The organism is Kordiimonas aquimaris (genome assembly GCF_025574485.1).
Classification (GTDB): domain Bacteria; phylum Pseudomonadota; class Alphaproteobacteria; order Sphingomonadales; family Kordiimonadaceae; genus Kordiimonas; species Kordiimonas aquimaris.
The window spans coordinates 784,430-810,492 of record NZ_JAOBPO010000002.1 but is presented as its reverse complement, the minus strand read 5'-3'; the positions used below and the strand labels follow the sequence as shown (position 1 = coordinate 810,492).

At 47.2% G+C, this 26,063-nt stretch carries 24 protein-coding genes; 15 read left to right on the top strand and 9 right to left on the bottom strand.

Annotation, left to right across the window (positions count from 1 at the left end):
• Positions 1 to 50 precede the first annotated feature (50 nt).
• From ppdK to OEU88_RS09455, 7 genes are all read right to left on the bottom strand, one after another.
• Complete coding sequence (gene ppdK / locus OEU88_RS09485; RefSeq protein WP_262694919.1) at positions 51 to 2,714, bottom strand: pyruvate, phosphate dikinase; 2,664 nt, start codon at positions 2,712 to 2,714, stop codon at positions 51 to 53.
• A 101-nt stretch (positions 2,715 to 2,815) separates the two neighbouring features.
• Positions 2,816 to 5,038, bottom strand: a complete 2,223-nt coding sequence (gene glyS / locus OEU88_RS09480; RefSeq protein ID WP_262694918.1) for a glycine--tRNA ligase subunit beta — start codon at positions 5,036 to 5,038, stop codon at positions 2,816 to 2,818.
• A gap of 2 nt (positions 5,039 to 5,040) precedes the next feature.
• Positions 5,041 to 5,895 carry a glycine--tRNA ligase subunit alpha gene (locus OEU88_RS09475; RefSeq protein WP_317279132.1) on the bottom strand — a complete coding sequence of 285 codons (855 nt, stop codon included), beginning with the start codon at positions 5,893 to 5,895 and terminating at the stop codon, positions 5,041 to 5,043.
• A gap of 167 nt (positions 5,896 to 6,062) precedes the next feature.
• The gene (gene map / locus OEU88_RS09470; RefSeq protein ID WP_262694916.1) at positions 6,063 to 6,803 is read right to left on the bottom strand and encodes a type I methionyl aminopeptidase; all 741 of its coding nucleotides are present in this window, start codon (positions 6,801 to 6,803) and stop codon (positions 6,063 to 6,065) included.
• Between the two features lie 18 nt (positions 6,804 to 6,821).
• Positions 6,822 to 7,127 carry a chorismate mutase gene (locus tag OEU88_RS09465; RefSeq protein ID WP_262694915.1) on the bottom strand — a complete coding sequence of 102 codons (306 nt, stop codon included), beginning with the start codon at positions 7,125 to 7,127 and terminating at the stop codon, positions 6,822 to 6,824.
• 21 nt (positions 7,128 to 7,148) lie between these two features.
• Positions 7,149 to 8,033 (bottom strand): S49 family peptidase, encoded by an 885-nt coding sequence (locus OEU88_RS09460; protein ID WP_262694914.1) that lies wholly within the window; start codon positions 8,031 to 8,033, stop codon positions 7,149 to 7,151.
• A 152-nt stretch (positions 8,034 to 8,185) separates the two neighbouring features.
• Positions 8,186 to 8,971 (bottom strand): tRNA1(Val) (adenine(37)-N6)-methyltransferase, encoded by a 786-nt coding sequence (locus tag OEU88_RS09455; RefSeq protein WP_262694913.1) that lies wholly within the window; start codon positions 8,969 to 8,971, stop codon positions 8,186 to 8,188.
• 213 nt (positions 8,972 to 9,184) lie between these two features.
• Between OEU88_RS09455 and OEU88_RS09450 the strand changes: the two genes are divergently transcribed.
• The 5 genes from OEU88_RS09450 to OEU88_RS09430 all read left to right on the top strand — a co-directional run bounded on the left by OEU88_RS09450 (position 9,185) and on the right by OEU88_RS09430 (position 14,322).
• Entirely contained in the window at positions 9,185 to 10,213 is a 1,029-nt protein-coding gene (locus tag OEU88_RS09450; protein ID WP_262694911.1) for a polyprenyl synthetase family protein, read from the top strand.
• A gap of 329 nt (positions 10,214 to 10,542) precedes the next feature.
• Positions 10,543 to 11,460, top strand: a complete 918-nt coding sequence (locus OEU88_RS09445; RefSeq protein ID WP_262694909.1) for an MBL fold metallo-hydrolase — start codon at positions 10,543 to 10,545, stop codon at positions 11,458 to 11,460.
• A gap of 110 nt (positions 11,461 to 11,570) precedes the next feature.
• On the top strand, positions 11,571 to 12,560 hold the full coding sequence (gene nadA, locus OEU88_RS09440) for a quinolinate synthase NadA (RefSeq protein ID WP_394805251.1): 990 nt from the start codon (positions 11,571 to 11,573) through the stop codon (positions 12,558 to 12,560).
• A 14-nt stretch (positions 12,561 to 12,574) separates the two neighbouring features.
• Entirely contained in the window at positions 12,575 to 13,420 is an 846-nt protein-coding gene (gene nadC / locus OEU88_RS09435) for a carboxylating nicotinate-nucleotide diphosphorylase (RefSeq protein WP_262694907.1), read from the top strand.
• Positions 13,421 to 13,485: 65 nt separating this feature from the next.
• Positions 13,486 to 14,322 (top strand): N-acyl homoserine lactonase family protein, encoded by an 837-nt coding sequence (locus OEU88_RS09430; RefSeq protein WP_262694906.1) that lies wholly within the window; start codon positions 13,486 to 13,488, stop codon positions 14,320 to 14,322.
• A 47-nt stretch (positions 14,323 to 14,369) separates the two neighbouring features.
• Here OEU88_RS09430 and OEU88_RS09425 read toward each other — a convergent pair whose 3' ends face one another.
• Together OEU88_RS09425 and rpmF are read right to left on the bottom strand one after the other, a co-directional pair.
• Positions 14,370 to 15,140, bottom strand: a complete 771-nt coding sequence (locus OEU88_RS09425; RefSeq protein ID WP_262694905.1) for a M48 family metallopeptidase — start codon at positions 15,138 to 15,140, stop codon at positions 14,370 to 14,372.
• Positions 15,141 to 15,261: 121 nt separating this feature from the next.
• The gene (gene rpmF / locus OEU88_RS09420; RefSeq protein WP_262694904.1) at positions 15,262 to 15,447 is read right to left on the bottom strand and encodes a 50S ribosomal protein L32; all 186 of its coding nucleotides are present in this window, start codon (positions 15,445 to 15,447) and stop codon (positions 15,262 to 15,264) included.
• 273 nt (positions 15,448 to 15,720) lie between these two features.
• Here rpmF and OEU88_RS09415 point away from each other — a divergent pair, with 273 nt between their 5' ends.
• From OEU88_RS09415 to OEU88_RS09370, 10 genes are all read left to right on the top strand, one after another.
• Positions 15,721 to 18,423 (top strand): M14 metallopeptidase family protein, encoded by a 2,703-nt coding sequence (locus OEU88_RS09415; RefSeq protein ID WP_262694903.1) that lies wholly within the window; start codon positions 15,721 to 15,723, stop codon positions 18,421 to 18,423.
• A 9-nt stretch (positions 18,424 to 18,432) separates the two neighbouring features.
• On the top strand, positions 18,433 to 19,134 hold the full coding sequence (locus tag OEU88_RS09410; protein ID WP_262694902.1) for a hypothetical protein: 702 nt from the start codon (positions 18,433 to 18,435) through the stop codon (positions 19,132 to 19,134).
• Complete coding sequence (locus tag OEU88_RS09405) at positions 19,131 to 20,072, top strand: 2-hydroxyacid dehydrogenase (protein ID WP_262694901.1); 942 nt, start codon at positions 19,131 to 19,133, stop codon at positions 20,070 to 20,072. The genes OEU88_RS09410 and OEU88_RS09405 overlap by 4 nt, the downstream gene beginning before the upstream one ends.
• A gap of 128 nt (positions 20,073 to 20,200) precedes the next feature.
• The gene (locus OEU88_RS09400) at positions 20,201 to 21,178 is read left to right on the top strand and encodes a calcium/sodium antiporter (protein WP_262694900.1); all 978 of its coding nucleotides are present in this window, start codon (positions 20,201 to 20,203) and stop codon (positions 21,176 to 21,178) included.
• An 8-nt stretch (positions 21,179 to 21,186) separates the two neighbouring features.
• On the top strand, positions 21,187 to 21,960 hold the full coding sequence (locus OEU88_RS09395; protein ID WP_262694899.1) for an SDR family oxidoreductase: 774 nt from the start codon (positions 21,187 to 21,189) through the stop codon (positions 21,958 to 21,960).
• Positions 21,961 to 21,965: 5 nt separating this feature from the next.
• Positions 21,966 to 22,379, top strand: coding sequence for a dihydroneopterin aldolase (locus OEU88_RS09390; RefSeq protein ID WP_262694898.1), 414 nt, complete (start codon positions 21,966 to 21,968; stop codon positions 22,377 to 22,379).
• A 393-nt stretch (positions 22,380 to 22,772) separates the two neighbouring features.
• A complete protein-coding gene (gene uvrC, locus OEU88_RS09385; RefSeq protein WP_262694897.1) occupies positions 22,773 to 24,626 on the top strand; it encodes an excinuclease ABC subunit UvrC in 1,854 nt (617 codons plus the stop codon).
• Between the two features lie 142 nt (positions 24,627 to 24,768).
• Complete coding sequence (gene pgsA / locus OEU88_RS09380) at positions 24,769 to 25,320, top strand: CDP-diacylglycerol--glycerol-3-phosphate 3-phosphatidyltransferase (protein WP_262694896.1); 552 nt, start codon at positions 24,769 to 24,771, stop codon at positions 25,318 to 25,320.
• 3 nt (positions 25,321 to 25,323) lie between these two features.
• Positions 25,324 to 25,575, top strand: coding sequence for a molybdopterin converting factor subunit 1 (gene moaD / locus OEU88_RS09375; RefSeq protein WP_262694895.1), 252 nt, complete (start codon positions 25,324 to 25,326; stop codon positions 25,573 to 25,575).
• 8 nt (positions 25,576 to 25,583) lie between these two features.
• Complete coding sequence (locus OEU88_RS09370) at positions 25,584 to 26,033, top strand: molybdenum cofactor biosynthesis protein MoaE (protein WP_262694894.1); 450 nt, start codon at positions 25,584 to 25,586, stop codon at positions 26,031 to 26,033.
• Positions 26,034 to 26,063 lie beyond the last annotated feature (30 nt).

The window sequence follows — 26,063 nt, the reverse complement described above, 5'->3', positions numbered from 1 at the left end:
TGCTGCATGTGCGGGCTTGCTAACGAAAAGGCATGCGTAAAACCAGGTAATTATTTGTGATTAATAGCTGCCTGAGCTGCCGCAAGGCGTGCAATAGGCACCCTGAACGGTGAGCAGGAAACATAATCGAGCCCGGCGATATGACAAAACTCAACTGATGCCGGATCACCGCCGTGTTCACCGCAGATACCAAGCTTAAGGTCAGCCTTTGTTGACCGGCCACGCTCAACACCCAGTTTAACAAGCTCGCCAACACCGTCTTGATCGATGGAGACAAACGGATCCTGCGCAAAGATATCATCACGGACGTACTGATCAAGGAACCGCGCGGCATCATCGCGGCTAATACCGATTGCAGTTTGTGTAAGATCATTGGTGCCAAAGGAGAAAAAGTCTGCTGCATTGGCGATTTGATGTGCACAAATAGCAGCACGCGGCAGCTCAATCATGGTGCCAATCATATAGTCAACCTGCTTACCGGTTTCAGCAAACACCGCTTCAGCCATCGCTTCAATGCGCACACGAAGAATTGCCAGTTCTTTTTCTGTTGCAACAAGTGGCACCATAATTTCGGGCACCACAGTTTCACCAGTTTCAGCTTCCACCGCGATTGCAGCTTCGAAAATGGACCGCGCCTGCATCTCGTATATTTCAGGGTACGTAATACCCAAACGGCACCCCCTGTGGCCAAGCATCGGGTTAAATTCATGCAAGTCCGCAGCACGACGCTTCAAGGTTGCAGCGTCTGCACCAATGGCAGCAGCCACATCCTCAAACTCAGACTCTTCACGCGGCAAAAACTCATGCAGCGGTGGGTCCAACAACCTTATCGTCACCGGCAAACCGCGCATAATTTTGAAAATCTCGACAAAATCACTGCGCTGCATTGGCAACAACTTCTCAAGTGCGGCTTTGCGCCCTGCCAAGTCTTCCGCCAAAATCATCTGACGTACGGCTATAATGCGCTCACCTTCAAAGAACATATGTTCTGTGCGGCACAGGCCAATACCTTCAGCGCCAAACTCCCGCGCTACTTCTGTATCCATCGGCGTGTCAGCGTTCGTGCGAACGCGCAGTTTGCGGTACCGGTCCGCCCATGTCATCAGCTTGGCAAAATCACCCGAAAGTTCTGGCTGCAATGTGCGCACAGCACCCACCATTACTTCACCTGTTGCACCGTCGATAGTGATCAGGTCACCTTTATTAATTTCGCGGCCCATGCAAGTCATGACACCCGCTTTGCCGTCAATACGCAGTTGCCCAGCGCCAGACACACAAGGACGTCCCATGCCTCTCGCCACAACGGCTGCGTGGCTGGTCATACCACCGCGTGCGGTCAAAACACCGCGCGCAGCGTGCATGCCGTGAATATCTTCAGGTGATGTTTCAACCCGGCACAAGATCACATCCTTGCCGTCTTTGGCCCATGCCTCAGCTTCATCCGCGTCAAAAACCGCAGCACCTGCAGCAGCGCCTGGTGAAGCAGGCAAACCGCGCGTGTATATATCGCGCGGTGCATCAGGGTCCAGTGTTGGGTGCAAAAGTTGATCGAGCGCACCCGGTTCAACACGCAGCACAGCAGTTTTCTCATCAATCAGGCCGTTTTCAGCCATATCAACCGCAATTTTGAGCGCCGCCTTCGCTGTACGCTTGCCTGCACGCGTTTGCAGCATCCAAAGCTTGCCGCGCTGAACGGTAAATTCAATGTCCTGCATGTCGCGGTAGTGTTTTTCAAGCTTGGCAAACACATCAGCCAGCTGCCCGTACACTTCAGGCATGCTTTCTTCCATTGACGGTGCCGTTGCACCGGCGGCTTCACGCGCACGTTTGGTCAGGTTCTGCGGCGTGCGAATACCAGCAACCACATCTTCACCTTGCGCATCAATCAGATATTCGCCGTAAAATTCGTTTTCACCAGTGGACGGGTCACGTGTGAAGGCAACACCAGTAGCTGACGTGTCGCCCATATTACCAAACACCATCGCCTGCACGTTAACGGCTGTACCCCAAGCTTCAGGAATGTTGTTCAACTTGCGGTAAACACGTGCGCGTTCAATACGCCAACTGCCGAACACAGCACCAATGGCGCCCCATAGTTGCTCGCGTGCATCTTGCGGAAACGGCTGGCCTAATTCTTCTTCGGTTTTCGCCTTGAACTTGCCTGAGAGCACACGCCAATCGTCTGCACCAAGTTCAGTGTCCAGATCAACGCCTAGCTCTTCCTTATGAATTTCGATTAGTTCTTCAAAATGATAATGATCAACGCCGAGCACTACATCAGAATACATCTGGATAAAGCGGCGGTAACTATCCCACGCGAAGCGTGCATTGCCGCTGTTTGCCGCTAAGCCCAGTACCGTTTCGTCGTTAAGACCAAGGTTTAGAACCGTGTCCATCATGCCCGGCATGGACACTCGTGCACCTGAACGCACAGAAACCAAAAGCGGGTTCGACTTGTCACCAAACACAGCGCCAAGGCTTTTCTCAATCGCGGTAATAGCCGCATCAACCTGTGCGGTTAATTCAGTGGGGTACTGATGCTTGTTGTCGTAATAATGAGTACAAACTTCGGTGGTAATCGTCAGGCCCGGTGGGACCGGCAGACCAAGCGAGGCCATTTCCGCAAGGTTTGCGCCCTTACCACCCAGAAGATTTTTCATATCAGCCCGGCCATCTGCCGCACCGTCACCGAAGGTGTAAACCCATTTGGTCATTTATTCAGTCCCCGTTTTGTGCGCAACCGCACGCATTTAACTTCGCCCAAAGTGCCATGACCACCCAAGTCAACACTGTCGATTGAGATAGGGCATCCGCCCTAGCCTTCAATCAAACTAAAATCAGCCACCGTATTAACGGCAGATCGTATCGCAGACAACAGCGCCAAACGGTTTACACGCACCGCAGGATTGTCATCGTTTACTTTAACTTTTTCAAAGAAAGCATCAATCGGAGCACGCAGCGTCGAGAGTGCAGCCATCGCCGCTTCAAAGTCTTCACTCTGAAGCGCCTTTGATGCGTCATCCTGAGCAGTGATCAAGGCGTTTGCAAGTGTAACCGCCTCATCAGCACCAAGACTGTCAGCATCAACAGCTTGGTCATATGCCTTGCCGTCTTTCTTTTCTTCAATTTTCAGAATGTTTGCTGCGCGTTTGTAACCCGCAAGCAAGTTTGTACCATCATCAGTATCAAGGAATGCAGACAGCGCAGAAACGCGGTTCAAAATGCGTACGAGATCATCATCACCTTTGGCAAACACAGCATCGATTAGATCATGCCGAACGCCTTTGTCACGCTGCTGTACTTTGAGACGATCACCAAAAAATGAAACTAACTCAGAGAGAACTTTATGCCGTTCCTTATCAAATGACTGATACTTTTCCCAATTATCATCTTCTTCATATTCAATAGAAAAAAGTGGTCGTTCGTTCTGTAGTACACGTAATGACCCTTCCGCTCTCTGAACGATTACATCCGGAGAGCTGATAGGGAAATTCTTTAGTTCGGTTCCTAAAAGTATCGAATTTGCAAAAGTTATATGATGTTTATCAAACACCTCAGCCATGGATATCCGAATACTGTTCTCAGTAATAAACCTGATCACACCAAGCGCGGCGCGGCGTAGCGCGAAGGGATCTTTCGATCCTGTTGGTTTTTGGTCAATACCAAAGAAGCCAACAAGTGTGTCTAATTTTTCAGCCAGCGCTACCGCAACTGAAACCGGCGCAGATGGACAGGCATCATTAGGGCCAAGCGGCGCGTAATGATCGCGAATAGCATCTGCTACCGCATCACTCTCGCCTTGTGCTTTGGCATAATAACGACCCATAACGCCCTGCACTTCAGGGAATTCGTATACCATACCTGAAACAAGGTCGGCTTTACACAGTTCCGCCGCACGCTCTGCCTCACCAGCATCGCAGCCCGGAATAAATTCAGCCAGATAACGCGACAGTTTCTTGATGCGCTCAACACGCTCAGCAACCGTGCCAAGGTCTTTATGGAATACAATATCGTTCAGCGCGGCTAAGTTATCTTCAAGCTTGCCCTTCAGGTCTTGATCGTAAAAGAACTTGGCATCTGAAAGACGTGCAGCCAGTACACGCTCGTTACCGCCTGTCACAGCACTACCATCATCTGATGGTTCGATATTTGCCGTGAAGATAAACTTGTTCGCAAGCTTTCCTGTTGCAGGGTCACGCGTGACAAAATACTTCTGATCCTTTTTCATGGTCAGGATCAGTACTTCTTCCGGCACCTCGAGAAAGTCGGCATCAAATGAGCCGATCATCGGCACTGGCCATTCAACCAAACCGGCTACTTCCGCAATCAGACCTTTATCTTCAACAAGCTCAAGTCCAGCGGCACTTGCCAATGTTTGCGCCGTATCATGGATCAGCGTTTCACGGCGACTAGGGTCAAGAATGACCTTATGATCCAGCAGCTTTTGTTTGTAGTCAACAAAGTCAGTAACCGTGAAGGCATCAGGTGCCATAAAGCGATGACCGCGTGTTGCGTTACCCGCAGGCACACCGTCCACATCAAAGCTGATTGCCACGCCATCAAACACACACAAAATTGAATGCAGTGGGCGCACCCACTTCAAGCTGCCCTCGCCCCAGCGCTGTGATTTCGGCCACGGGAAGTTACGCACAGTGGTTTGGATAGCATCTGCAATCACATCAGTAGCAGCTTGGCCTTTCTTCTCGATAATCGCGTATAGGAATGTGCCTTTTTTGTCTTCACGCTCGACTAAGTCTTCGCGTTCAACACCCGCACCGCGTAAAAAGCCTGCTATCGCTTGATCAGGTGCATCGGCGCGCGGACCGCGACGTTCTTCCGAAATATCAGGCGTTGTAGTAGGCACGCCTGTTACATGAAGCGCAAGACGGCGCGGTGTTGCATATGCATCCGCAGCATCAAATGTTAGGCCAGCACCTTTAAGCGCATCACAGATCATGCGCTTCAAATCATCAGAAGCTTTCTTCTGCATACGCGCCGGAATTTCTTCGGAGAACAATTCGATGAGGAGATCAGCCATGACTATAACTCCCATCCATTTTTCTTCACCCACGCATCACAGCAACCTTTGGCAAGGTCGCGCACACGTCCAATATACGCTTGTCGTTCCGTTACCGAAATGACCCCGCGCGCATCGAGCAAATTAAATGTATGACTTGATTTGATGCACTGCTCGTAGGCAGGCAAAGGCAGTTCGGCCTCAATCAGCTTCGCGCATTCATCTTGAGCTTTTTTGAAATCTTCAAACAATTTGTCCGTGTTGGCATATTCAAAATTGAAGGCCGATTGTTCGCGTTCGTTTTCAAGATAAACATCGCCGTACGTTATTCCCGCGCCGTTATAGTCAAGGTCATATACATTATCGACGCCCTGCACGAACATCGCGAGACGTTCAAGGCCGTATGTCAATTCACCTGAAACAGGTTTGCAGTCATAGCCACCAACTTGCTGAAAATACGTGTACTGGCTGACTTCCATACCATCGCACCAGATTTCCCAACCAAGGCCCCATGCGCCGAGTGTCGGGCTTTCCCAATCATCTTCAACGAAACGGATATCATGCAGGGCAGCATCAATACCGATGGCTTTAAGGCTGCCAAGATACGACTCTTGCATATTCTCAGGGCTTGGTTTCAGGATCACCTGAAACTGATAATAATGCTGCAGGCGGTTCGGGTTTTCACCGTAACGGCCATCAGTAGGTCTGCGGCAAGGCTGAACATATGCCGCTTTCCAATGGTCCGGGCCTAATGAGCGAAGCGTAGTAGCTGGATGAAAAGTACCCGCACCCATTTCAAGGTCATAAGGCTGCAGTATGGCACAGCCATGTTCCGCCCAATAATTCTGCAAATTTAGGATCATTTTCTGGAATGGCATCGCGCTTTTGGGCGCTGCTGCATTGCTGGCTGAAGGTCGGGTCATGAAAACTGTTCTTACCGTGTAGTTTGCCGCATAAATGGTGCGAAATTTCCGGCAACCTAGCCTTAGCAAACACCACGGTCAAGCAAGGTTTATCACATATGAGAGATAGCTTGCCTGTTACCTCACGCCGTCAGGATAATTGGTGCGGATTTAGTCACCACAAATGTATGCTCAAACTGTGCACCAAAACCGCCCTGCGCCAAGCGCAGCGTCCAGCCATCTGCATCTTCTGCATACTGGTGGCTTTTAGTTGCCAAAAACGGCTCAATGGTCATCACCTGACCTTCTTTCAGGCGCGTGCGTTCACTCGGGTAATAGATGTTTGGCACGGAAGGTTCCTCGTGAATCCAACCACCAACACCGTGCCCATTCAGACCCTCGATGATCTTAAGGCCGTGTTTCTTCGCCTCTTTCTCAACAGCTTTGCCAACAACATTAATGGGCTGGCCCGCGCGTGCAGCAAACATTGCTTTGCGCTGCGCAGTTTTCGTTGCCTCAAGCAATATCAGCAGTTCAGATGCCACTTGCCCTACAGGAAAGCTTGCGCCCGTATCACCAAAAAAACCATCTTTCTCGGCTGAAACGTCAATATTAACGAGCTCGCCTTCTTTAAGGGGAATGTCTGACGGGATACCGTGTGCAATGGCGTCACCAACCGAAATGCATGTGTGACCCGGAAAATCATAGGCTAGAATCGGTGCTGACTTTGCACCGCATGCCGTGAGCATTTCACCGGCCATATTATCCAGCTCCCGCGGCGTTACACCGGGTGCAACCTTAGCCCCCATCGCAGCAAGCACATCACGGCAAATTGCGCCAATCTCGCGAAGTTTCTCCAATTGTTCAGGGCCATCAACAGTCATAAATTCATCACGAGCCTTTTAAAGCTCACCTTTCTCGCGGATACGTTCATGGTGCTGGATCACCTCACGGATGATAAAATTGAGGAACTTTTCGCTAAACTCCGGATCAAGCTTGGCACTGTCAGCAAGATCGCGCAGACGTTTAACCTGCTCTTGCTCACGTGCTGGGTCTGCCGGCGGCAGGTCATGCTCTTTTTTATAAAAGCCAACCGCTTTCGTGATTTTAAATCGCTCTGCAAGCATGAAAACCAGCGAAGCATCAATGTTATCAATACTTTCACGGTATGCCGTTAATTGCGCTTTATGCTTTTCATCCGTCGTCATTAGTCGCTCCGCCCTTTAAGACTAAAGCCCAAACCTGTTCCAATAAAGTCGTTCTTCAACCGCAGCAATTAAGCCGTGAGCCCAGCCACCTGATGCGTTTTCCGCAAGTGCTGTCATATCAGCCTTACCACCCAAACCCAGCAATGCACCAAGGCGCGGTTTCTTTTCACCAAGCACTTCAAACTTAACCTTGTCACCAAAACGGTCGCGCAACACACCGCGCACATCACCAATATCATCAATCAAACCGAGCTTAACCGCCTCGTTACCAGAGAAAACATCGCCAGAAAATACCTTACCACGCAATCCTTTAAGTCGTTTACCGCGGCGATCACGTACCAATTTCTTGAAATGTTCGTGAATTTCATCCTGCAATTCACGCAGGCGCGCAACATCTTCGGGTTTTTCTTCCGAAAAACTATCCAGCATAGATTTGCTTTCGCCCGCTGTGTAAAGGCGGCGTTCCACACCAATTTTTGCAATAGCTTCTGTAAACCCAAAACCAGCCGAAATAACGCCGATACTGCCAACAATAGATGACTCGTTTGCATAAATTTTATCGCCAGCAAGCGCGAGCATATAACCACCTGATGCCGCAACATCTTCTGCAAATGCAAGAACAGGGATATCTTTTTCAGTCGACAAGTCACGGATGCGCTTTGTGATCAGGGATGACTGCACGGGTGAGCCGCCCGGTGAGTTAATAAGTAATGCCACCGCAGATACGCCTGGCATGTTAAAAGCAGTGTCTATTTTGTCTTCAACAGATGCCAAACTCAAAGTTTTATTAAAGCGTCCACCAGCAGCAATAACGCCCTGCATAGGTATAACCGCAACCTTTGGAGGTGGGTCACCAAACAATGATCGGCGGAGTCCAAATATGAATTTACTTATCTTTTTTTTCATGATTGCTCTTAATTAGTGGTTTTCAGCTCATATTCGTATGTATTTGGGCATTGATTAACGGCTTTCCAGTGTCAGAGCAAAGAAATTGTCACATTCAGTAAGTATTTATGCGCCGCTAAACCTTAACACCTTATACTCACCAGTATGACTGCTTAAAGATTAAGAGCCTTACCATCCCATAATACTTCCCGCGCCTCCGGCGTGTAACGCTCTGTGTCACTGTGCAGTGCAAGCCCGGGCAACATTTGTGCGGCGCCGTGCATTCCTTTACGGCCCTGAATGATCACACGCTTTGCCGGCTGCCCAATACGCGGCCACAAAGGCATGATTTTCAGGTCGCCCACACGCCGGTATAACCTTGCGATCACTTCATCCATGCGGTCGGCGCGGTAAACAACTGAAATTGTGCCACCGTTCTTTGCGTTATGGACGCAGAATTTTATCCAATCAGACAGATTGGCTGTCGAATCCATATGCGCCAAACCTTTATTTTCTGCCGGTGGTCGAACAGCCTTACCTTTTGCCAGATAAGGTGGATTGATCATGACATGATCAAAACGTGCTTGTGGACCACTGCGATCAAGCACACTACCCTCTTCAACTGAAACAAAATCACCTAAGTCATTGTAGGCGATATTTTGCTCCGCGAGCGCAATCATTTCTGTCTGAACATCAATACCATAAACATTAACGCCCGGTATTCTGCGCGCTAAACAAAGTGCCGCACCAGCTGACCCAACACCGCCTTCAAGAACCGTCTGTCCCGGCTTGGCTGGTACCGTTGCAGCTAACATAACAGTATCCATCGATACGCGGTAACCATCGGCAGGCTGTATCAATCGGATAGAACCACCTAAGAAATCGTCAATGGTTGTATCACTGCCCGTATTCCTGACGAGCTCGTGATTGTTGTTATTTTCGTCTAACGGCTGCGTCATAACGCCCTTCAACAGAAGTTTATTTGCTTTAGGTCTTCAAGTAAGGCAATTGTACGGCATTTGATGTGGTGGTCAATTAACACAGTGTTCAGTTAAAACTTCCACAACAATTGAGTATAGAGGGATTGATACGTGCAAACGTATGTACCCACAATACGATTTAACTAATACGGCGTTGTTGAGCCACGTAACTACAGTAAAGCGAGAGTATTAATGTCAGATAATGTTGTCCCGATGCATAGCAAATCAATTGAGGAAGATGCACAAACCGCGATTGATGCAATGCAAGAACTAACAAACGCTGACATGAATCTTGTCAATGAGATTATTTTATCGCGCATGCAAAGCCCAGTAGCTCTTATCCCTGAGCTTGCGGGACACCTTATTTCGTCAGGCGGCAAACGTTTACGTCCAATGCTAACGCTCGCTGCGGCAAAACTGATTGGATATGAGGGGAAACGGCACATCGGTCTCGCCACGGCCGTTGAGTTCATTCATACGGCAACATTACTGCATGATGATGTAGTTGATCAAAGCACGCTGCGTCGCGGCAAAAAAACAGCCAATCTGATTTGGGGTAACCAACCTACAGTTTTAGTCGGTGATTTCCTGTTTAGTCGTGCTTTTGAGCTTATGGTTGAAAGCGACTCGCTGCGCGTACTCAAAATTCTGTCTAATACCTCTGCGGTTATCACCGAGGGTGAGGTGCTTCAGTTAACAACAGCAAATGACCTGTCCACAACCGAAGAAAAATACCTTGAAGTTATTACGGCCAAAACTGCGGTATTATTTGCTGCGGCCTGCGAGGTTACAGGTGTCGTCTCGGATCAAGGAACAGATGTTGAAGCCGCACTGAGCGCGTACGGTAAATATCTTGGCATTGCGTTTCAACTGGTTGACGACGCACTGGATTATTCAGCAAAGCAGGCAACAATGGGTAAAAATGTTGGTGATGATTTCCAGGAAGGGAAAATCACATTACCTGTCATCCTAGCCTACAGACGCGGGACTGATGAAGAGAGAGAATTCTGGAAACAAACAATGCAAGCCGTCCGTCAAAAAGAAGGCGATCTTGATAAAGCTTTAGTCATTCTTAATTCTCACGGAACACTTGCTGCAACGCTTGACCGTGCTAGGCATTACGGTGAAATGGCAAAAGACGCGCTTGCTATTTTCAATGATAATCCTGCGAAAAAAGCAATGCTGGATATTGTCGATTTTTGTATTGCACGCGGATACTAAGTCATCAATTGTCCCATTTTGATGCATCACATGCTGTTTCATTTTGATACAGCCGTGGTTCAACATGGAACACTGTCATACAGAAAAAATTATAAGCCATTGTAATATATATACAAAAATATTGGCACAACCATTGCGAATGTAATTACAAGTCCGCAGAACGACTGCCATCGATTGCGTGACTTGAATATATGTCAAACCATCAAGGTATGCGTATTTCCAATAATCCGGCGATGCTTGCTTTCCAAACACCCCAAGCGTCGCCGGTTTTCTTTTGCCTGAAACATGCTAATTAACATGCTAATGAAATAGTATTTAGGATTAGTGTAGTGAGTGAAGAGCAGCCTTCCCTTTTCAAACAAGACTTTAGTGCCAACTACGGCGAGGCCGAGCGCATGTCTGTACTGATTGAGCGGTTGCTGTGCAACAATCCCAGCCCATATACATACACAGGAACAGGTACATACATTGTAGGCAACAAAACTGACGTCGCTGTCATTGACCCTGGCCCACTAATGCCAGCGCACGGTCAAGCAATACTGGACGCTTTAAATGGCCGCCGCATCAGCCATATCCTTGTGACGCACACACATGCTGACCACTCACCTTTGGCAAATTGGCTAAAGGAAAAAACAGGCGCGCTGACATATGCATTTGGTGCTCATGGCAGTGGTAGAAAAGGCGGATTAGATACAGAAGAAGTAGAGGCTGGTGCAGATAAAACATTTTTACCAGATGTGAAAATAAAAGACGGTGAAATATTATCAGGCAATGGCTGGACACTTCAGGCCATTCACACACCCGGTCATACGGCTAATCACATCTGCTATCACCTACATGAAGAAAACACACTATTTGTAGGTGATCACATTATGGGCTGGGCAACCACTGTAATATCACCACCAGACGGAGACATGAGTGATTATCTTGCCAGCCTGAAGAAAGTAGCAGCATTAAATGCGGATAGACTTGCGCCAACCCACGGTCCTTGGGTTGACGAGCCAGCGCCTTTTATTCGAGGTATCATAACTCACCGGCGCATGCGCGAGGGTCAAATTCTTAAACACCTTGAAAACGGCCCTATGCAAATTGATCAACTGGTCACCGTCATGTACAAGGATGTTGACAAGCGCCTTCATCCGGCAGCCGCTCGCTCGGTACTTGCGCACATGATTTCACTTGAAGAAAATGACCGCATTCAATGTGAAGGCCCGCCAACACTTGAAGCTAAGTACAGGCTTGGATGATATTATCTGTACTCATGGCAACAATTCCTTGATTGCACTCAGGCGCAAGCGCCTGTATCTATGCGGCTGAAATGCTGATTTTCGACGTTCGGAGAGACGATATGAACTTGATGGCTGGTAAAAACGTAGACCCAACGATGGACTTGGTTGAAGAAATCAAGCGTCTGCGTAAAGAAAAAAATGCCGTCATTCTCGCGCACTATTATCAAGCGCCTGAAATTCAGGATATCGCTGATTTCGTAGGCGATAGTCTTGATTTGTCTCGTAAAGCAGCCGAAACAGACGCAGAAGTTATCGTGTTTTGCGGTGTACGCTTCATGGCTGAAGTTGCAAAAATTCTCAGCCCGGAAAAAACCGTCGTTCTACCTGACCTCGACGCCGGTTGTAGTTTGGAAGACAGTTGCCCACCCGATGAATTTAAAGAATTTGTCGAAGCACACCCAGACCATATGGTACTTAGCTATATCAATTGTTCGGCAGCGGTTAAGGCATTGACAGATATTATTGTCACCAGCTCAAACGCTGAACACATCGTGAGCCAAATACCTGAAGATCAGAAGATAATTTTTGCACCAGACCGTCACTTGGGCGGATACTTATCGCGCAAACTGAACCGCGACATGCTCTTATGGCAAGGCACGTGCATTGTACACGAGCTTTTCAGTGAAAAAGAACTGATTAAATTGAAGGCAAAACACCCGGAAGCCCCAGTAGCGGCGCATCCGGAATGCCCGGATAATATTATTCAGCACGCTGATCATGCGGGTTCTACAAGCTCCATACTTAAGTTTGCACTTGAAAGTGAAGCAGACACTCTGATCATTGCAACTGAGCCTGGTATTATTCACCAAATGGAGAAGGCCGCACCTCACAAAACCTTCATTGGTGCGCCGGGAGCTGATGGCAACTGCAGTTGCAATACATGCCCGTACATGGCGCTCAATACGATGCAGAAACTGTATCTGTGCTTGCGTGACCTTGGCCCCGAAATTGACCTGGATGAAGATACACGCGTTGCCGCTGAAAAACCATTACGCCGTATGCTTGAGATGAGTCCAACATCCGGCCCAGCAAAAGATGTTTCTGCCATTTCAGAGTAATTGGGGCGCTTTCTGTGACAGACTTTCCTCTAGATACAGCAGAAATTAATACTTTCATTGATATTGCTTTTGCAGAGGATATTGGCAGCGGCGACATAACCGCTGAAACAGTCATCCCTGAAGACGCCATGCTTGTTGCAACCATGAATGCACGAGAAGATATGATTGTTGCAGGCCTGCCATTGCTGGCTCCTATCATTAAACGCCTTGACCCAAATGCAGATATCGCAGTGACCGTAAAAGATGGTGCGCCTCTGAAGGCAGGCGACAAGATCGCAACCATCAACGCTGCAGCCAGAGCCCTTTTATCAGCCGAACGCACAGCACTAAATATCATTCAACATATGTCTGGTATTGCCACCCTCACCCACACTTATGTCGATGCGATCAAAGAAACAGCCACTATATTGCTGGACACACGCAAGACAACACCTGGCCTGCGGAAACTGGACAAATACGCCGCAGCGTGTGGTGGTGCTAAAAACCACCGCATGGGCCTGTTTGATGCTGTGATGATTAAGGACAATCATATAGCTGTCGCAGGCTCTATTCGCCAGGCTGTTGAGGCTGCGATCACTGCTGGGCAAACAAAAATTCAAGTTGAATGCGATACCCTTGCTCAGGTGAGCGAAGCTGTTGAGGTTGGCGCGACCAGCCTACTCTTGGACAACATGTCTCCGACTACTATCAGTGAGGCGCTTACTATTGTTAATGGCAGGATCCCATGTGAAGCCTCCGGTGGAGTTACACTTCAAACCATTCGCGCCATTGCCGAAACCGGTGTGGATTACATCTCGGTAGGACGATTGACGCAGTCAGCACCTGCTGTTGATATTGGCCTCGACTTCGCAGAGGCCTGAATTCTTTATTCTGCCAACATTTTTGGATATGCCATAGGCATATATGTATTTGAAAAGGATCACTCATGAAAAAAGCTCTCCTTTCTAGCCTTTGCCTCAGCGCGGCAATTTCTTTTGCGCCAGCCACATCAGCCGCAGACATTAAACTTTATACATTCAATTGCGGCGAAATTGACATGAATGACCTTAGCTTGTTCGCGCGCGGCGGCGAATTCGATGGTCGCACAAACAAAGCTGGCGACGCTTGTTTTCTTATCAGGCATCCCAAAGGTGATCTGCTTTGGGACACAGGGTTACCTAAAGCCATAGCTGAGGCAGAAGATGGCTTTACCAATGGTCCATACAAATTGATGCTACCAAAAACACTGGACGCACAACTGAGCGAAATCGGTGTTTCCGCAAATGATATCGATTTCGTTTCCATCTCACACTCGCATTTTGATCATACTGGCAACTTAAATGACTATGCAGGCGCTACATGGATTGTGCATGAAAATGAATATGCTGACATGTTCAGTGCAGAAAAACGCGCTAACCCTCAGGCTATTGCTGCATACGACAAATTAGATAAGTCGGAAAAAATTAAATTTACCGGTGACCATGATGTATTCGGCGACGGCAGTGTAACCATCCTGTCACTACCAGGGCACACGCCGGGGCATACATCATTGATGGTTAACCTAGAAAACAGTGGTCCTGTTTTACTTTCAGGTGACCTGTACCATCTGACTGAGTCGCGTGAACTCAGAACAATTCCGACATTCAACACGAATGTAGAAGACACATTGAAATCTATGGACCGTTTCGAGAAATTAGCGAAAGAAAGCGGCGCACGCGTTATTATCCAGCACGAAAAAGACGATACGGATAAAATGCCTAAACTACCAGGCTACCTGGATTGAGAACTGAATGAGTACCATTTAAGTCAAAAGGGGCGCTTAAGTGCCCATTAACCGCGGTAATATTCCAGATACCGCGGCATATTATCTCGCAGCCGCTCAATACGCTTGTCATCTGATGGGTGTGTAGAGAAGAACGTTGGTTGACTACCGCCACCTTCTTTCAAGCTTGCCATCTTCTGCCATAGTGTGATGGCATTTCTTGGATCATATCCGGCTTTTGCCATATATATAGCACCCACATGGTCTGCTTCGAGTTCCATTTTCCGACTATGCGGCAAGGAAACAAAGCCTTGCGATGCTAGAGCACCTAGGCTTACAGCCAGTTGCGACATTTGCTGATTTTCTGTTTGTGTACCAACGAGAACCCCAAGGCCAAGAATAGCGGCATTTTGTGCCTGAGCCCGGCTCATCTGTTCTGCACCGTGTCGTAGTACAGCATGAGCAATTTCATGACCAACCACCGCAGCCAATTGTTCATCGTTAAGGTTATCAAGCATTTTCCGATAAATAGCTACCTTGCCACCAGGCAAAGCCCATGCGTTCAGGACTGGCTCATCAATAACAATGAATTCCCAATCAAGTTCAGGACGGTCAGAAACGCGCGCAATGCGCTGGCCCATCTCTTGAACACGCCGTGCCATTGCACCTGTGGTAACAACAGGTGCTGTTTTCTTAACTTCCTGCATTGCCTCAAGCCCAAGCGCTGCATCCTGACTAGGTGGAATGATGATAAACTGCGAGCGTCCTGTTACTGAGTTTTCAGCAAGACAAGCGGTTAATGTAAAAAAAGCAGCAACGAGAACAAGCTTACGAATCATCGTTTCGTCCTTCCTGTGAATTTGAAAACTATCCTAGCAAACATAATGTACGGAAATAAGACAAAAAAAAGCGACGCTTCGAAAAAGCGACGCTCTTAAACTTTGTGAAAAGTGACTAAATTTAATAGTCGCCTTTTGGCTCCACAATCTGCTTACCACGATACATACCTGTTTTCAGGTCGATGTGATGACGCAGTTTATATTCACCTGTATGCGAATCTTCCTGATAGTTTACAGCTTTCAGGGCATCATGTGCACGACGCATACCACGGCGAGATGGGGATACTTTTCTCTTTGGAACAGCCATTTTCTTACCTTTTTACTCGCCAGCGCCTTTTAATAAGACAGTCTCGCGTCATAAATGGATCCGCCCAACGGCGAACACCTCAAATCAAGGCGCGCACCATAAGGGCACACCTTTTAAAAATCAAGCGAAAGTATTAATCTAATGATCTGTTATCTTCCGCAGTTATATTTCAACGCACCGATATGTGATTCTTCAAAGCTTTTCAAGTCAGCAATTTAACTTTATTGACTATAATCACATTTTCGTTTGGCAGAGTTATAAGGGGGAATTTTTATGTCAGCACTCAGAATAGTAAAATTAACACTGGCCAGCATGCTCATATTTGGCTTTTCATTGCTTGGCGGCGTTAACGCACAAGATCCAGCTAATGAGTACTTCTGGCCAGCGGCAAACTATGACCCGGCGATTCCAACAGTAAAAAGTGTTCTGGGCTACACATCAGGCGAACGTATTACTACGCATGCCGACATGAACCGCTATATGCGCGCCCTCGCCGCTGCCGCACCAAACCGCATGAAAATTATGACGTACGGCGCATCCTGGGAAGGACGCGAGCTAATTTACGCAGTTATTTCCAGCCCTGATAACATTGCACGCCTTGATGAAATAAAATCTGGTATGCAAGCTCTTTCCGACCCTCGCAAAACATCTGATTCTGACGCCAACGATCTTATAGCCAACCTCCCTGCTTCAACATGGCTTGCGTACGGTATTCACGGCAACGAAATTTCATCTCCTGACGCGTCAATGATGACGGCCTATCACTTGCTGGCAGCACGCGGTGATGACCGCGTGCCAAATATTCTGGCAAACAGCGTTGTATTCATCAATCCGTTGCAAAACCCCGATGGGCGCGACCGGTTTATTCATCGTTTCCGCACCGCGAAAGGTTTGGTTGCAGATAGTGACCCTGCTTCGGCAGAACATAATGAGCCGTGGCCTTCCGGGCGCACAAACCATTATATGTTCGATATGAACCGTGATTGGATTTCATTGACGCAGCCAGAAGTTAAAGGTCATGCGAAAGCATTACTTGAATGGCTACCTCTAGTGTTTGTTGATTTGCATGAGATGGGCGGTAATTCGACGTATTATTTTGCGCCCGAAGCCGTTCCTTACAATCCGCATCTGGCAAAAAATCAACGCGATTCGTTGTTCTTATTTGGCAAAAACAACGCCAAATGGTTCGATAAGTTTGGCTATGACTATTTCACACGGGACGTTTATGACGCCTTCTATCCCGGATACGGTGCTAGTTGGCCTGCCTATTACGGCGCAATTTCCATGACGTATGAGCAAGCCTCATCACGCGGCCTTGTTTACCATCGCTATGATGGGACAGACCTTAAATACGCTAAAACTGTCAAACAACACTTCGTAACATCTTTGGCCACAGCTGAAACCACTTCGGTTAACCGCGAGCAACTTCTGGCGGATTTCTTCAACTACCAAAAAACTGCAATCGCTGAAGGACGTACGGACCGCAATAGCCGCAGCTATATTTTTCCAGCAACAAGAGATAAAGCAGCCAACCGAAAACTGGCCAGTATACTGGCAGAACAAGGTATCGAAATTAATCAGGCCACCACGGATTTCAGAGCTTGTGGTGTTTCATACTCCAGCGGAGCTTATGTTATCGACGCCGCACAACCACGCAAACGCCTGATTCACACGCTTTTGGATCCGCAAGTGGATATGGAGGCTGATTTTGTTCGGGAGCAGGAAAGACTGCGCGCTAAAAATGTTGATCATAGCATTTATGACGTAACAGCATGGTCACTGCCCCTAATGTACGGTGTTGATCTTGATACGTGTGGTCGCGAAGTTAACGAGTCCATGCAAACTGTCATTCCAGACCGAATTGGGACCGGTTCAGTGACCAATGCCGACGCAACCGTTGCATACCTTGTTCCATGGGGCGATATGGCAGCTGGTCGCTTTATGGCCGCTGCTCTTCGAAACAACATTGACATGAAAATCATTGATAAGGGCTTTACAATGCAGGGCCGCGAATATTCCGCGGGAACCTTGATCATTGATAACGCAAGAAACGCCAGTGACCTTGGTACTACAGTGGCGGAAATTGCTGCATCTACAGGTGCAGAGGTTATCGGCATCAATGATAGCTGGGTTGACGCAGGCATGGACCTTGGCAGCCGAGCAACCAACCGTGTGATTGCGCCTAAAATTGCTATGTTATGGGATGAGCCAACCAGCCAATATGCAGCAGGCAATACGCGGTTCGTTATCGAGCGTCAGTTTGGTTATCCGGTTACGGTAATTCGGACTAATGATTTCAACATGGCGCGTCTGGACCGTTATCAGGTGATTATTATTCCATCGAGCTTTGGAAGCTATTCAAGCTTCTTAGGCGAACGGGGCGCTAATGCGCTGGAAGGCTGGGTTCGTCGTGGTGGTGTTCTGATCGGCACCGGCACAGGCGTGCGATACCTTGCCGACGAAAAAGTAAATCTGCTGTCTATTCGCCGCGAAAATCAGGTGAAAGCTGAGGGCGTTAACAAACCCGCCGAAGGCAACCGTGTTGACGGTCAGATCATCAACTCATTAGATGAGATGAAACTGCTGAGCGAGCCAAAGTCAGAATCTCCGGATAGCATTCCCGGGGTACTGGTCAAAGCCAGCATAGACAGGGACCATTGGCTTGCCTCAGGTGTCAATGATACGGTCAACGTTCTTGTACGTGGCTCCGACATATATACGCCAACCAAATTGAACACTGGCAACAATGTGTCATGGTTCAATGCTGCTGATGACTTACTCGTCAGCGGTCACTTGTGGGAAGAGAACAGAAAGCAGCTTGCTTTCAAGCCATTTGTGGTTGTCGAAGAAAAGGGTAACGGTATGGTGATTGGTTTTACCCAAGACCCTACTATCAGGGCATATCTTGATGGGTTAAACTTGATTTTCATGAATGCTATTTTCCACGGGGCGGCACAAGCACGCCCACTGCGTTAGGAGTACATAATGTTTAAGGTCATGAAATACGCGGTTTCAGTGATAGCTTTAATTGCATCATTCACACCGTCTTCCATTGCAGATGAATATTTTGTCGCACAATACAGAGCGTCTCCGGGGAAATTACCCGATCTCTTAAACTTGATCAGCTCTACAGATTGGGCTGTGCTCGATACGGGCAAGCCATTCATTATGCGTCACAGTCAAGGCAACCATTGGGACCTGATGTTGCTTGGTCAAACAACGGGCTGTATGAGTGAGCGGTGCGCATCCGCAATGGCGAGCTTTGATCGTGCCGTTGATGAGCTTGTGGATTTTGAGTTAAACTTCACTGCCACATCTGACAAATCATGGGTAGATTTGAAAAAAATAAGTGAAGGTAAAAACCTTTATCATATTGAGATGTTTCAAGCTGGTGGTGGCAACCACGAAGCTCTGATGCGACAGCGCATTATTGAAAATGACTTCATCGAACGGATCGGCCAGCGACCCAATGTAATTTTCGATGTCAAATTCGGCTCGGACTTTGATATCTTCACAATCGGCTTTTACGAGAACCTGCAAGAATATGCGACGCCGGCAAATGTGACGGCACAACAATCTGAAGAAGCTGCAATTGCTGCTGGATTTAAGAATCGTGCAGACGTCAGTTTTCTTTTACGGGAGCTAATTGTTGGTCACCAAGATACGCTCGCAGTTAGAGTTCCATGACGCGTATTCTTTTCTATCTTGATGAACCTGGATACGAAATCTGGAAAGAAGCATTTATTGACGCAATTCCCGGCGTTGATGTGCGCAATTACCCGCACTGGGGGGAGCCCGAAGACGGCCCCGCTTACGCATTTGTGTGGAACCCGAAGCCGGGTATTATTGCCGATCAGCCAAACATCACTCATGTGTTTTCTTTCGGGGCTGGAGTGGACCATATACTAAGAGATCCGACAATACCTGAAGAGTTACCCGTCATTCGCATGAGCGATGATGGGCTCAAGGATGGTATGGCAGAGTTTGTCCTGATGTCGGTTTTGATGCATCATCGCGGTATGCACAAACTAATGGCCGCACAGCTTCAGAAGCAATGGATCGACACGTTTTATCCAACTGAAGCAGCAGATGTGCGCGTAGGCATGCTTGGATACGGGGCTTTAGCCAGAGCGGCTATCAGTAGGTTGCTTCCCATCGGCTATAAGATCAACGCATGGTCACGCACACCTAAAGCTACTGAGAACAATGTTACACATTATGCTGGCCGTGAAGACTTAGCCGATTTTCTGAATGCTACTGACATACTTGTCTGCCTGCTTCCCGCAACGTCGGAAACAAACAACCTCTTGGATGCGGACACACTCTCACTGTTACCCAAAGGAGCAGCAATAATTAATGCCGGGCGCGGCAATCTTATTGATATTGATGCACTGGTAGTACAGCTAGATTCAGATCATCTTTCAGGTGCAACGCTCGATGTGTTCCCTACAGAACCGCTACCTCAAGGCAGCTTATTATGGCACCATCCAAAAATTACAATAACGCCTCATATTGCAGCAATAACCCGACCCAAGAACGCCACACGATATGTCGCCCATTGTATTGCTCAGATTGAACGCGGCAAACAACCTGACAACCTTCTCGACCGCTCATCAGGGTATTAAGTTCAACGCAGAAATAGCAGATAAACCTTTTTTTACCGCAGCAAGCTGGTTTTTATTTCACTTCATACTTATATAAGCATGAACCGCGCGCTAAAAGTGCGCCTGTATTTTAAGGACTAGAAAACTTCATGGCCTATTTAGAAGTTATTGCCGGAATCATTTTATTAGTGGTTGCCGGGGACTTTTTGGTACGTGGAGCAGTTTCTGTTGCCCATAAGGCTGGCATTTCTCCCCTCATTATCGGATTAACGATTGTTTCCATCGGCACATCAGCCCCTGAACTGGTTGTTGGCGTTGACGCTGTTCTGAAAGGTTCACCTACACTCGCACTCGGTAATGTCGTTGGCTCAAACATCGCCAACTCACTTCTTGTCGTCGGGTTGCCTGCACTTATTGCCCCCATGACTTGCGACGCACCTCGTCTTGGTCGCAACATGTTTATGATGCTAGTGGCATCTGTTGCCTTCATTCTCCTCGGCCTTAATGGTAATTACGGATGGACCAACGGTATAATGCTGCTTGGTATGCTGAGTATATTCTTGATTTACTCAGGACGTAGGGCACAACGATGTCCATCAGAGATAGATAACTTTGATGAGATTGCCGCTATAGAAGAGAACCCTATCTCAAGATCAAAATCATGGATCATGGTAGGCGGCGGCATGATTGGTCTAGCCGTAGGCGCAGATTTATTAGTTGTCGGGTCCATTGAACTCGCGCGGTCCTACGGCATATCTGAGGCATTAATTGGTCTAACGCTTATTGCTCTTGGTACAAGCCTGCCTGAACTAGTTACTTCAATTGTCGCAGCGCTGCGTCGTCATTGTGATGTAGCTGTAGGAAATGTTATAGGCTCTAACATCTTTAATGTGCTTGGTATAATGGGTGTTTCATCCATTGTTGGTGACATTCCTGTTCCTGACAGCTTCTTGCAGATTGACCTGTGGGTCATGCTTGGTGCGGCACTTTTGCTTGTTCCCTTTGTAAGATTAAGAAGCCAAATAGGAAAACTTGCAGGACTTGTAATGGTAGCATTATACGTTGGTTATATCGCTCACCTTGCAAACAGTGCAGAACGTGCTGCAGCTATGGGTATGCCGGTATAGAGGGCTATATGGCGAAACAAGCAAACATTCCGTATCATACAGCATTAGTGACCGGCGGAGCTGCACGTATTGGCAAAGCGATTGTCCTAAAACTTGCAGACATGGGAATTGCCGTAGCTATACATCATCGCAGTTCAGAGCAGGCAGCATCCGCGCTTGCAAACGAGATTAGAGAAAATGGTGGCACTGCGGTTACTATTGAAGGTGACCTGGCAGAATCAAACAACTATGCAAGCATAGTTAACAAGGCAGCAACCAGCTTAGGTTCCCCAATAGATGTGTTAGTTAACAATGCATCCGTTTTTGAAGATGATACACTGGAAAGCCTTTCCGTTGAGGCATGGAATAAACACCAGAATGTTAATTTACGTGCACCAATTTTCTTAGCCAAAGAAATGGTAAGCGCGTTAGAAAGTGGCCAAAAAGCTACCGTGATCAATATGATTGATCAAAGAGTGTTGAAACTCAATCCTCAATTCTTTTCCTATACTACATCAAAGGCTGGCCTATGGACTGTTACCCGGACAATGGCACAGCATTTTGCGCCAAATGTCAGAGTTAATGCAATTGGACCAGGCCCTACTCTCGGTAACGAGTTTCAATCCGAAAATGATTTCATGAATGAAGCCGCAAGTGTACCGCTGGGCCAAGGACCAAGTTTAACAGAAATTACAACGGCAATTGAGTTTTTACTTGCGACGCCGTCAATGACAGGGCAGATGCTAACGCTGGATGGTGGTCAACATTTAGCGTGGCAAACCCAAGATATTGTCGTGGAGTAACTTATATGCCGTATGAAGAGACAGATAAGTCAACCAATGTTGTGCATTTTTCAGACAGCCGTGAGAGAACACGCCGCGTATTTGTCCATGATTATGTTACGCAAGCCGAGATCGGTGTTTGGTCACATGAAAAAGGTAAAACACAAGCTGTTCGCATCACTGTCGATTTAGTTGTCCATGAACACGGCGAGCATCACGGCGACCAGCTGGAAAAAGTAGTTTGTTATAACGAAATAGTTATAGGCATTCGTCGCATTATTGAAGCTGGTCATATCAACCTTGTAGAAACTCTTGCAGAGAAAATTGCAGACATGACAATGCAAAATTCATCCGTTATGAAGGCACGCGTCATGGTTGAAAAACTAGAGGCTGTACCGGAAGCTGGCAGCGTTGGTGTTGAAATCGAACGTGAACGGTAAAAAATCAAACAAAACAGACGTAAATGCCTTAACTAATTGGTAATAATTGAAGTTTTAGCTTCATACACCATTCAGTTGTTCACAACGAATCAATGCCTGCCACACGTCTAATTTTGCTGCAAGCTAACAAAATAAATTTATTTAAGTTACAACCTTGGACTTCTTAAAAAGGTATATATAACAATGGCTTAAAAATATTGCCTAAAAAATAGGCAACTCGTGTAAAACCTAGCATTACAGCGATGTTGCAGTTTTGTGGCAAGAGTTTTGCACATAGTTATCCACAGATTCCGTGAACAATTCACAAGCTTGTTATATCGATTATACTGACACATTGATTCTATTGGATTTTCTGTCAAAAATAGACGCTCAATGATAATAAAGGCGCACAAAGTGATCGCTCTAAATCTCGCAGACGGCATTAATATTATTCGGTCACATCTAAAGACCGCGCCAAATGCACCTGGCGTGTATCGCATGCTAAATCAGCATGGTGATGTTCTCTATGTTGGCAAAGCAAAAAACATCCAGAAACGCGTCACAAGCTACACGCAAGTTAACCGTTTAAACAATCGCTTACAGCGTATGGTTTCTGCCACAAAAAGCATGGTTTTTATTACAACACGAACTGAAGCCGAAGCACTGCTACTTGAAGCGTCATTAATCAAACGTTTCAAGCCTCATTACAACGTACTACTTAAAGACGATAAATCTTTCCCATACATATTACTGCGCACAGACCATAAGTGGGCGCAAATTACAAAGCACCGCGGCGCTCGCAAACATAAGGGGTATTATTACGGGCCTTTTGCTAACGCTGGCGCAGTTAACCGCACACTTAACACGTTACAAAAGGTTTTTCAGCTACGGTCATGCACAGACAATACGCTTGAAACACGTCACCGTGCGTGTCTTCTTTATCAAATTAAACGCTGCTCAGCGCCGTGCGTAGATAAAGTAGACGATACCGAATACGGCGACATGGTCGAAGAAACACGCCTGTTTCTTGAGGGAAAGACCAGTGACATTCAGAAAAAGTTTGCTGCCTCAATGCAAACAGCCAGCGACGAAATGGAATACGAAGCCGCGGCCGTTTACCGCGACAGACTAAATGCCTTGACCCAAATACAAAGCCACCAGACGATTGTTAACGCTATGGTCGATGAGGCAGATGTTATTGCCGCAGCCAAGGTGGGCGGTCAGGTTGGCATCCAAGTATTCTTTTTCCGGGCCGGGCAAAATTGGGGTCACCGCGCCTATTTTCCTAGACACGATAAAAGTGAAGATACTGCCTCGGTATTATCGGCTTTCATTACGCAGTTTTATGACAACAAACCCGCCCCTCGCTCCATCTTGCTGTCACATAAACTCGATGATCAAACACTTCTTGCTGCTGCTCTGACTGAAAGAATGGAGCGAAAAGTTGATGTCACGGTTCCGGTGCGCGGCAAAAAGGCCGACACGGTTAAGGAAGCAATACGAAATGCTAAGGAAGCAATAGAGCGAAAACTGGCAGAAAGTGCTAATCAAACAAAATTATTGGAGGGAATAGCTGAAGCTTTCGCTTTAGATGCGCCGCCAGACAGAATTGAGATTTATGATAATAGCCATATTCAGGGAACCAATGCTGTCGGGGGAATGGTTGTTGCCGGACCTGATGGCTTTATTAAAAACAGCTATCGTAAATTCAACATCAAATCTGAAACATTAGTGCCAGGTGACGACTTTGGTATGATGCGCGAAGTATTGCAGCGCCGGTTTTCCCGGTTGTTGAAAGAAGATAGCGATCGTGAGCGTGGCATGTGGCCGGATCTTTTATTGATTGATGGCGGTAAAGGGCAATTGTCAGCTGTTTGGGAAACACTCGACGAACTCGGTGTAGGTGATGTATCAGTAGTTGCAATCTCAAAAGGGCCAGACCGCAATGCAGGGCGTGAACAATTCCATATACGCGGACGCTCAACTTTCACTATGCCACATAATGATCCTATCTTGTATTATCTGCAGCGCCTGCGCGACGAAGCCCATAGGTTTGCTATTGGCACGCACCGTGCGCGTAGAAAGGCGGATGTTAAAAAGTCTCCACTTGATGGTGTGCCTGGCATTGGTCCCAAGCGTAAACGTGCACTTTTGCATCACTTTGGCAGCGCCAAAGCTGTAATTGGAGCAGATGTTCGTGACATTGAAAGTGTTGATGGCATATCAAAGGCTATCGCCCAGCAAATTTATGACCATTTTCACGAATAAACATCATGATCCTTTATTGGTTACTTATTCTAATAAGCACTTATAACAACTTCGCGTGACGATCGGCCAATTGCATGCGCAATGCGTTGACGAAACGAATGGGAACAGTATGGTAGTCGCCTAAAGGTCATTGGAAAACCACATGTGGAACTTACCCAACATACTGACTTTGTCACGTATCTTTGTCATACCGGTTTTGGTTGCATCATTTTTTATGGAGCAACCCTTGGGTAGTCATGTGGCATTTATCACATTTACTTTGGCTGGAATTACAGATTTTTTTGATGGTTATCTGGCTCGCGCAACAGGCAACGTATCAAAAATTGGACAATTTCTTGATCCAATCGCTGATAAGCTAATGGTCGGTGCCGTCATTATGATGGTGGTAAGCATTCAGTGGGTGTCAGGTATTCATGTTCTTGCCGCCGTGATTATTATGTGCAGGGAACTATTAGTCTCAGGCTTAAGGGAATTTCTTGCGGGCATTCAGGTCAGTGTGCCTGTCACCATCCTCGCAAAATGGAAAACAACTGTTCAAATGATTGCGCTCGGCGCTTTATGTTGGTCAGAAGGTGCACCCGTATTTGGCTTGCCTGCACTAGAGATTGGCCTCACCCTTTTATGGATAGCAGCAGCTCTAACTCTCTATACTGGATACGATTATCTTCGCACCGGCTTGAAACACATGGTTTAGAATATGATTGTTAAATACTTTTCATGGATACGAGAAAACATTGGTCAAGCTGAAGAAACATTATCTTTGCCTGACACCGTTAAAACCGTAGCTGACTTGCTGGATTATCTATCAAAGTCAAGTGAAGGCCATGCTGCTGCTTTAGATGTACGCGGCCTCGTTCGCGTCGCTGTAAATCAAATACATGTACAACATGATCATGCTTTAAGCGCTGATGACGAGATTGCAATCTTTCCACCTGTTACTGGTGGCTGAATTTTATTATGGCATACGTTTCTGTACAAACTGATGATTTTGACCTCAATGCAGAAGTGGCCTGCATACGAGCAGGCAATCAGGACATAGGTGCTGTTGTTAGCTTCATAGGTACAGTGCGAGACATTGATGGATCGCTTAGATCTATGACGCTTGAGCACTACCCCGGCATGACAGAGCAAGAATTAGAACGTATTGCGAATGAAGCAGAAAAGCGCTGGCCACTTATTGGTTGCCGCATCATTCATCGCTTTGGCACACTTAAGCCTGCGGATAACATTGTGCTGGTGATAACGGCTTCCCGCCATAGATCCGCAGCATTTGAGGCTGCTGATTTTCTGATGGATTTTCTAAAGTCGAATGCACCGTTCTGGAAAAAAGAAACCACCGCCGGAAAAGAACAATGGGTAGAAGCCAAAGCCGCTGATGAGCAAGCATTAGAACGCTGGAACAGCTAAACAACAGGTCTTTTGCTTCGCGTATAAAAA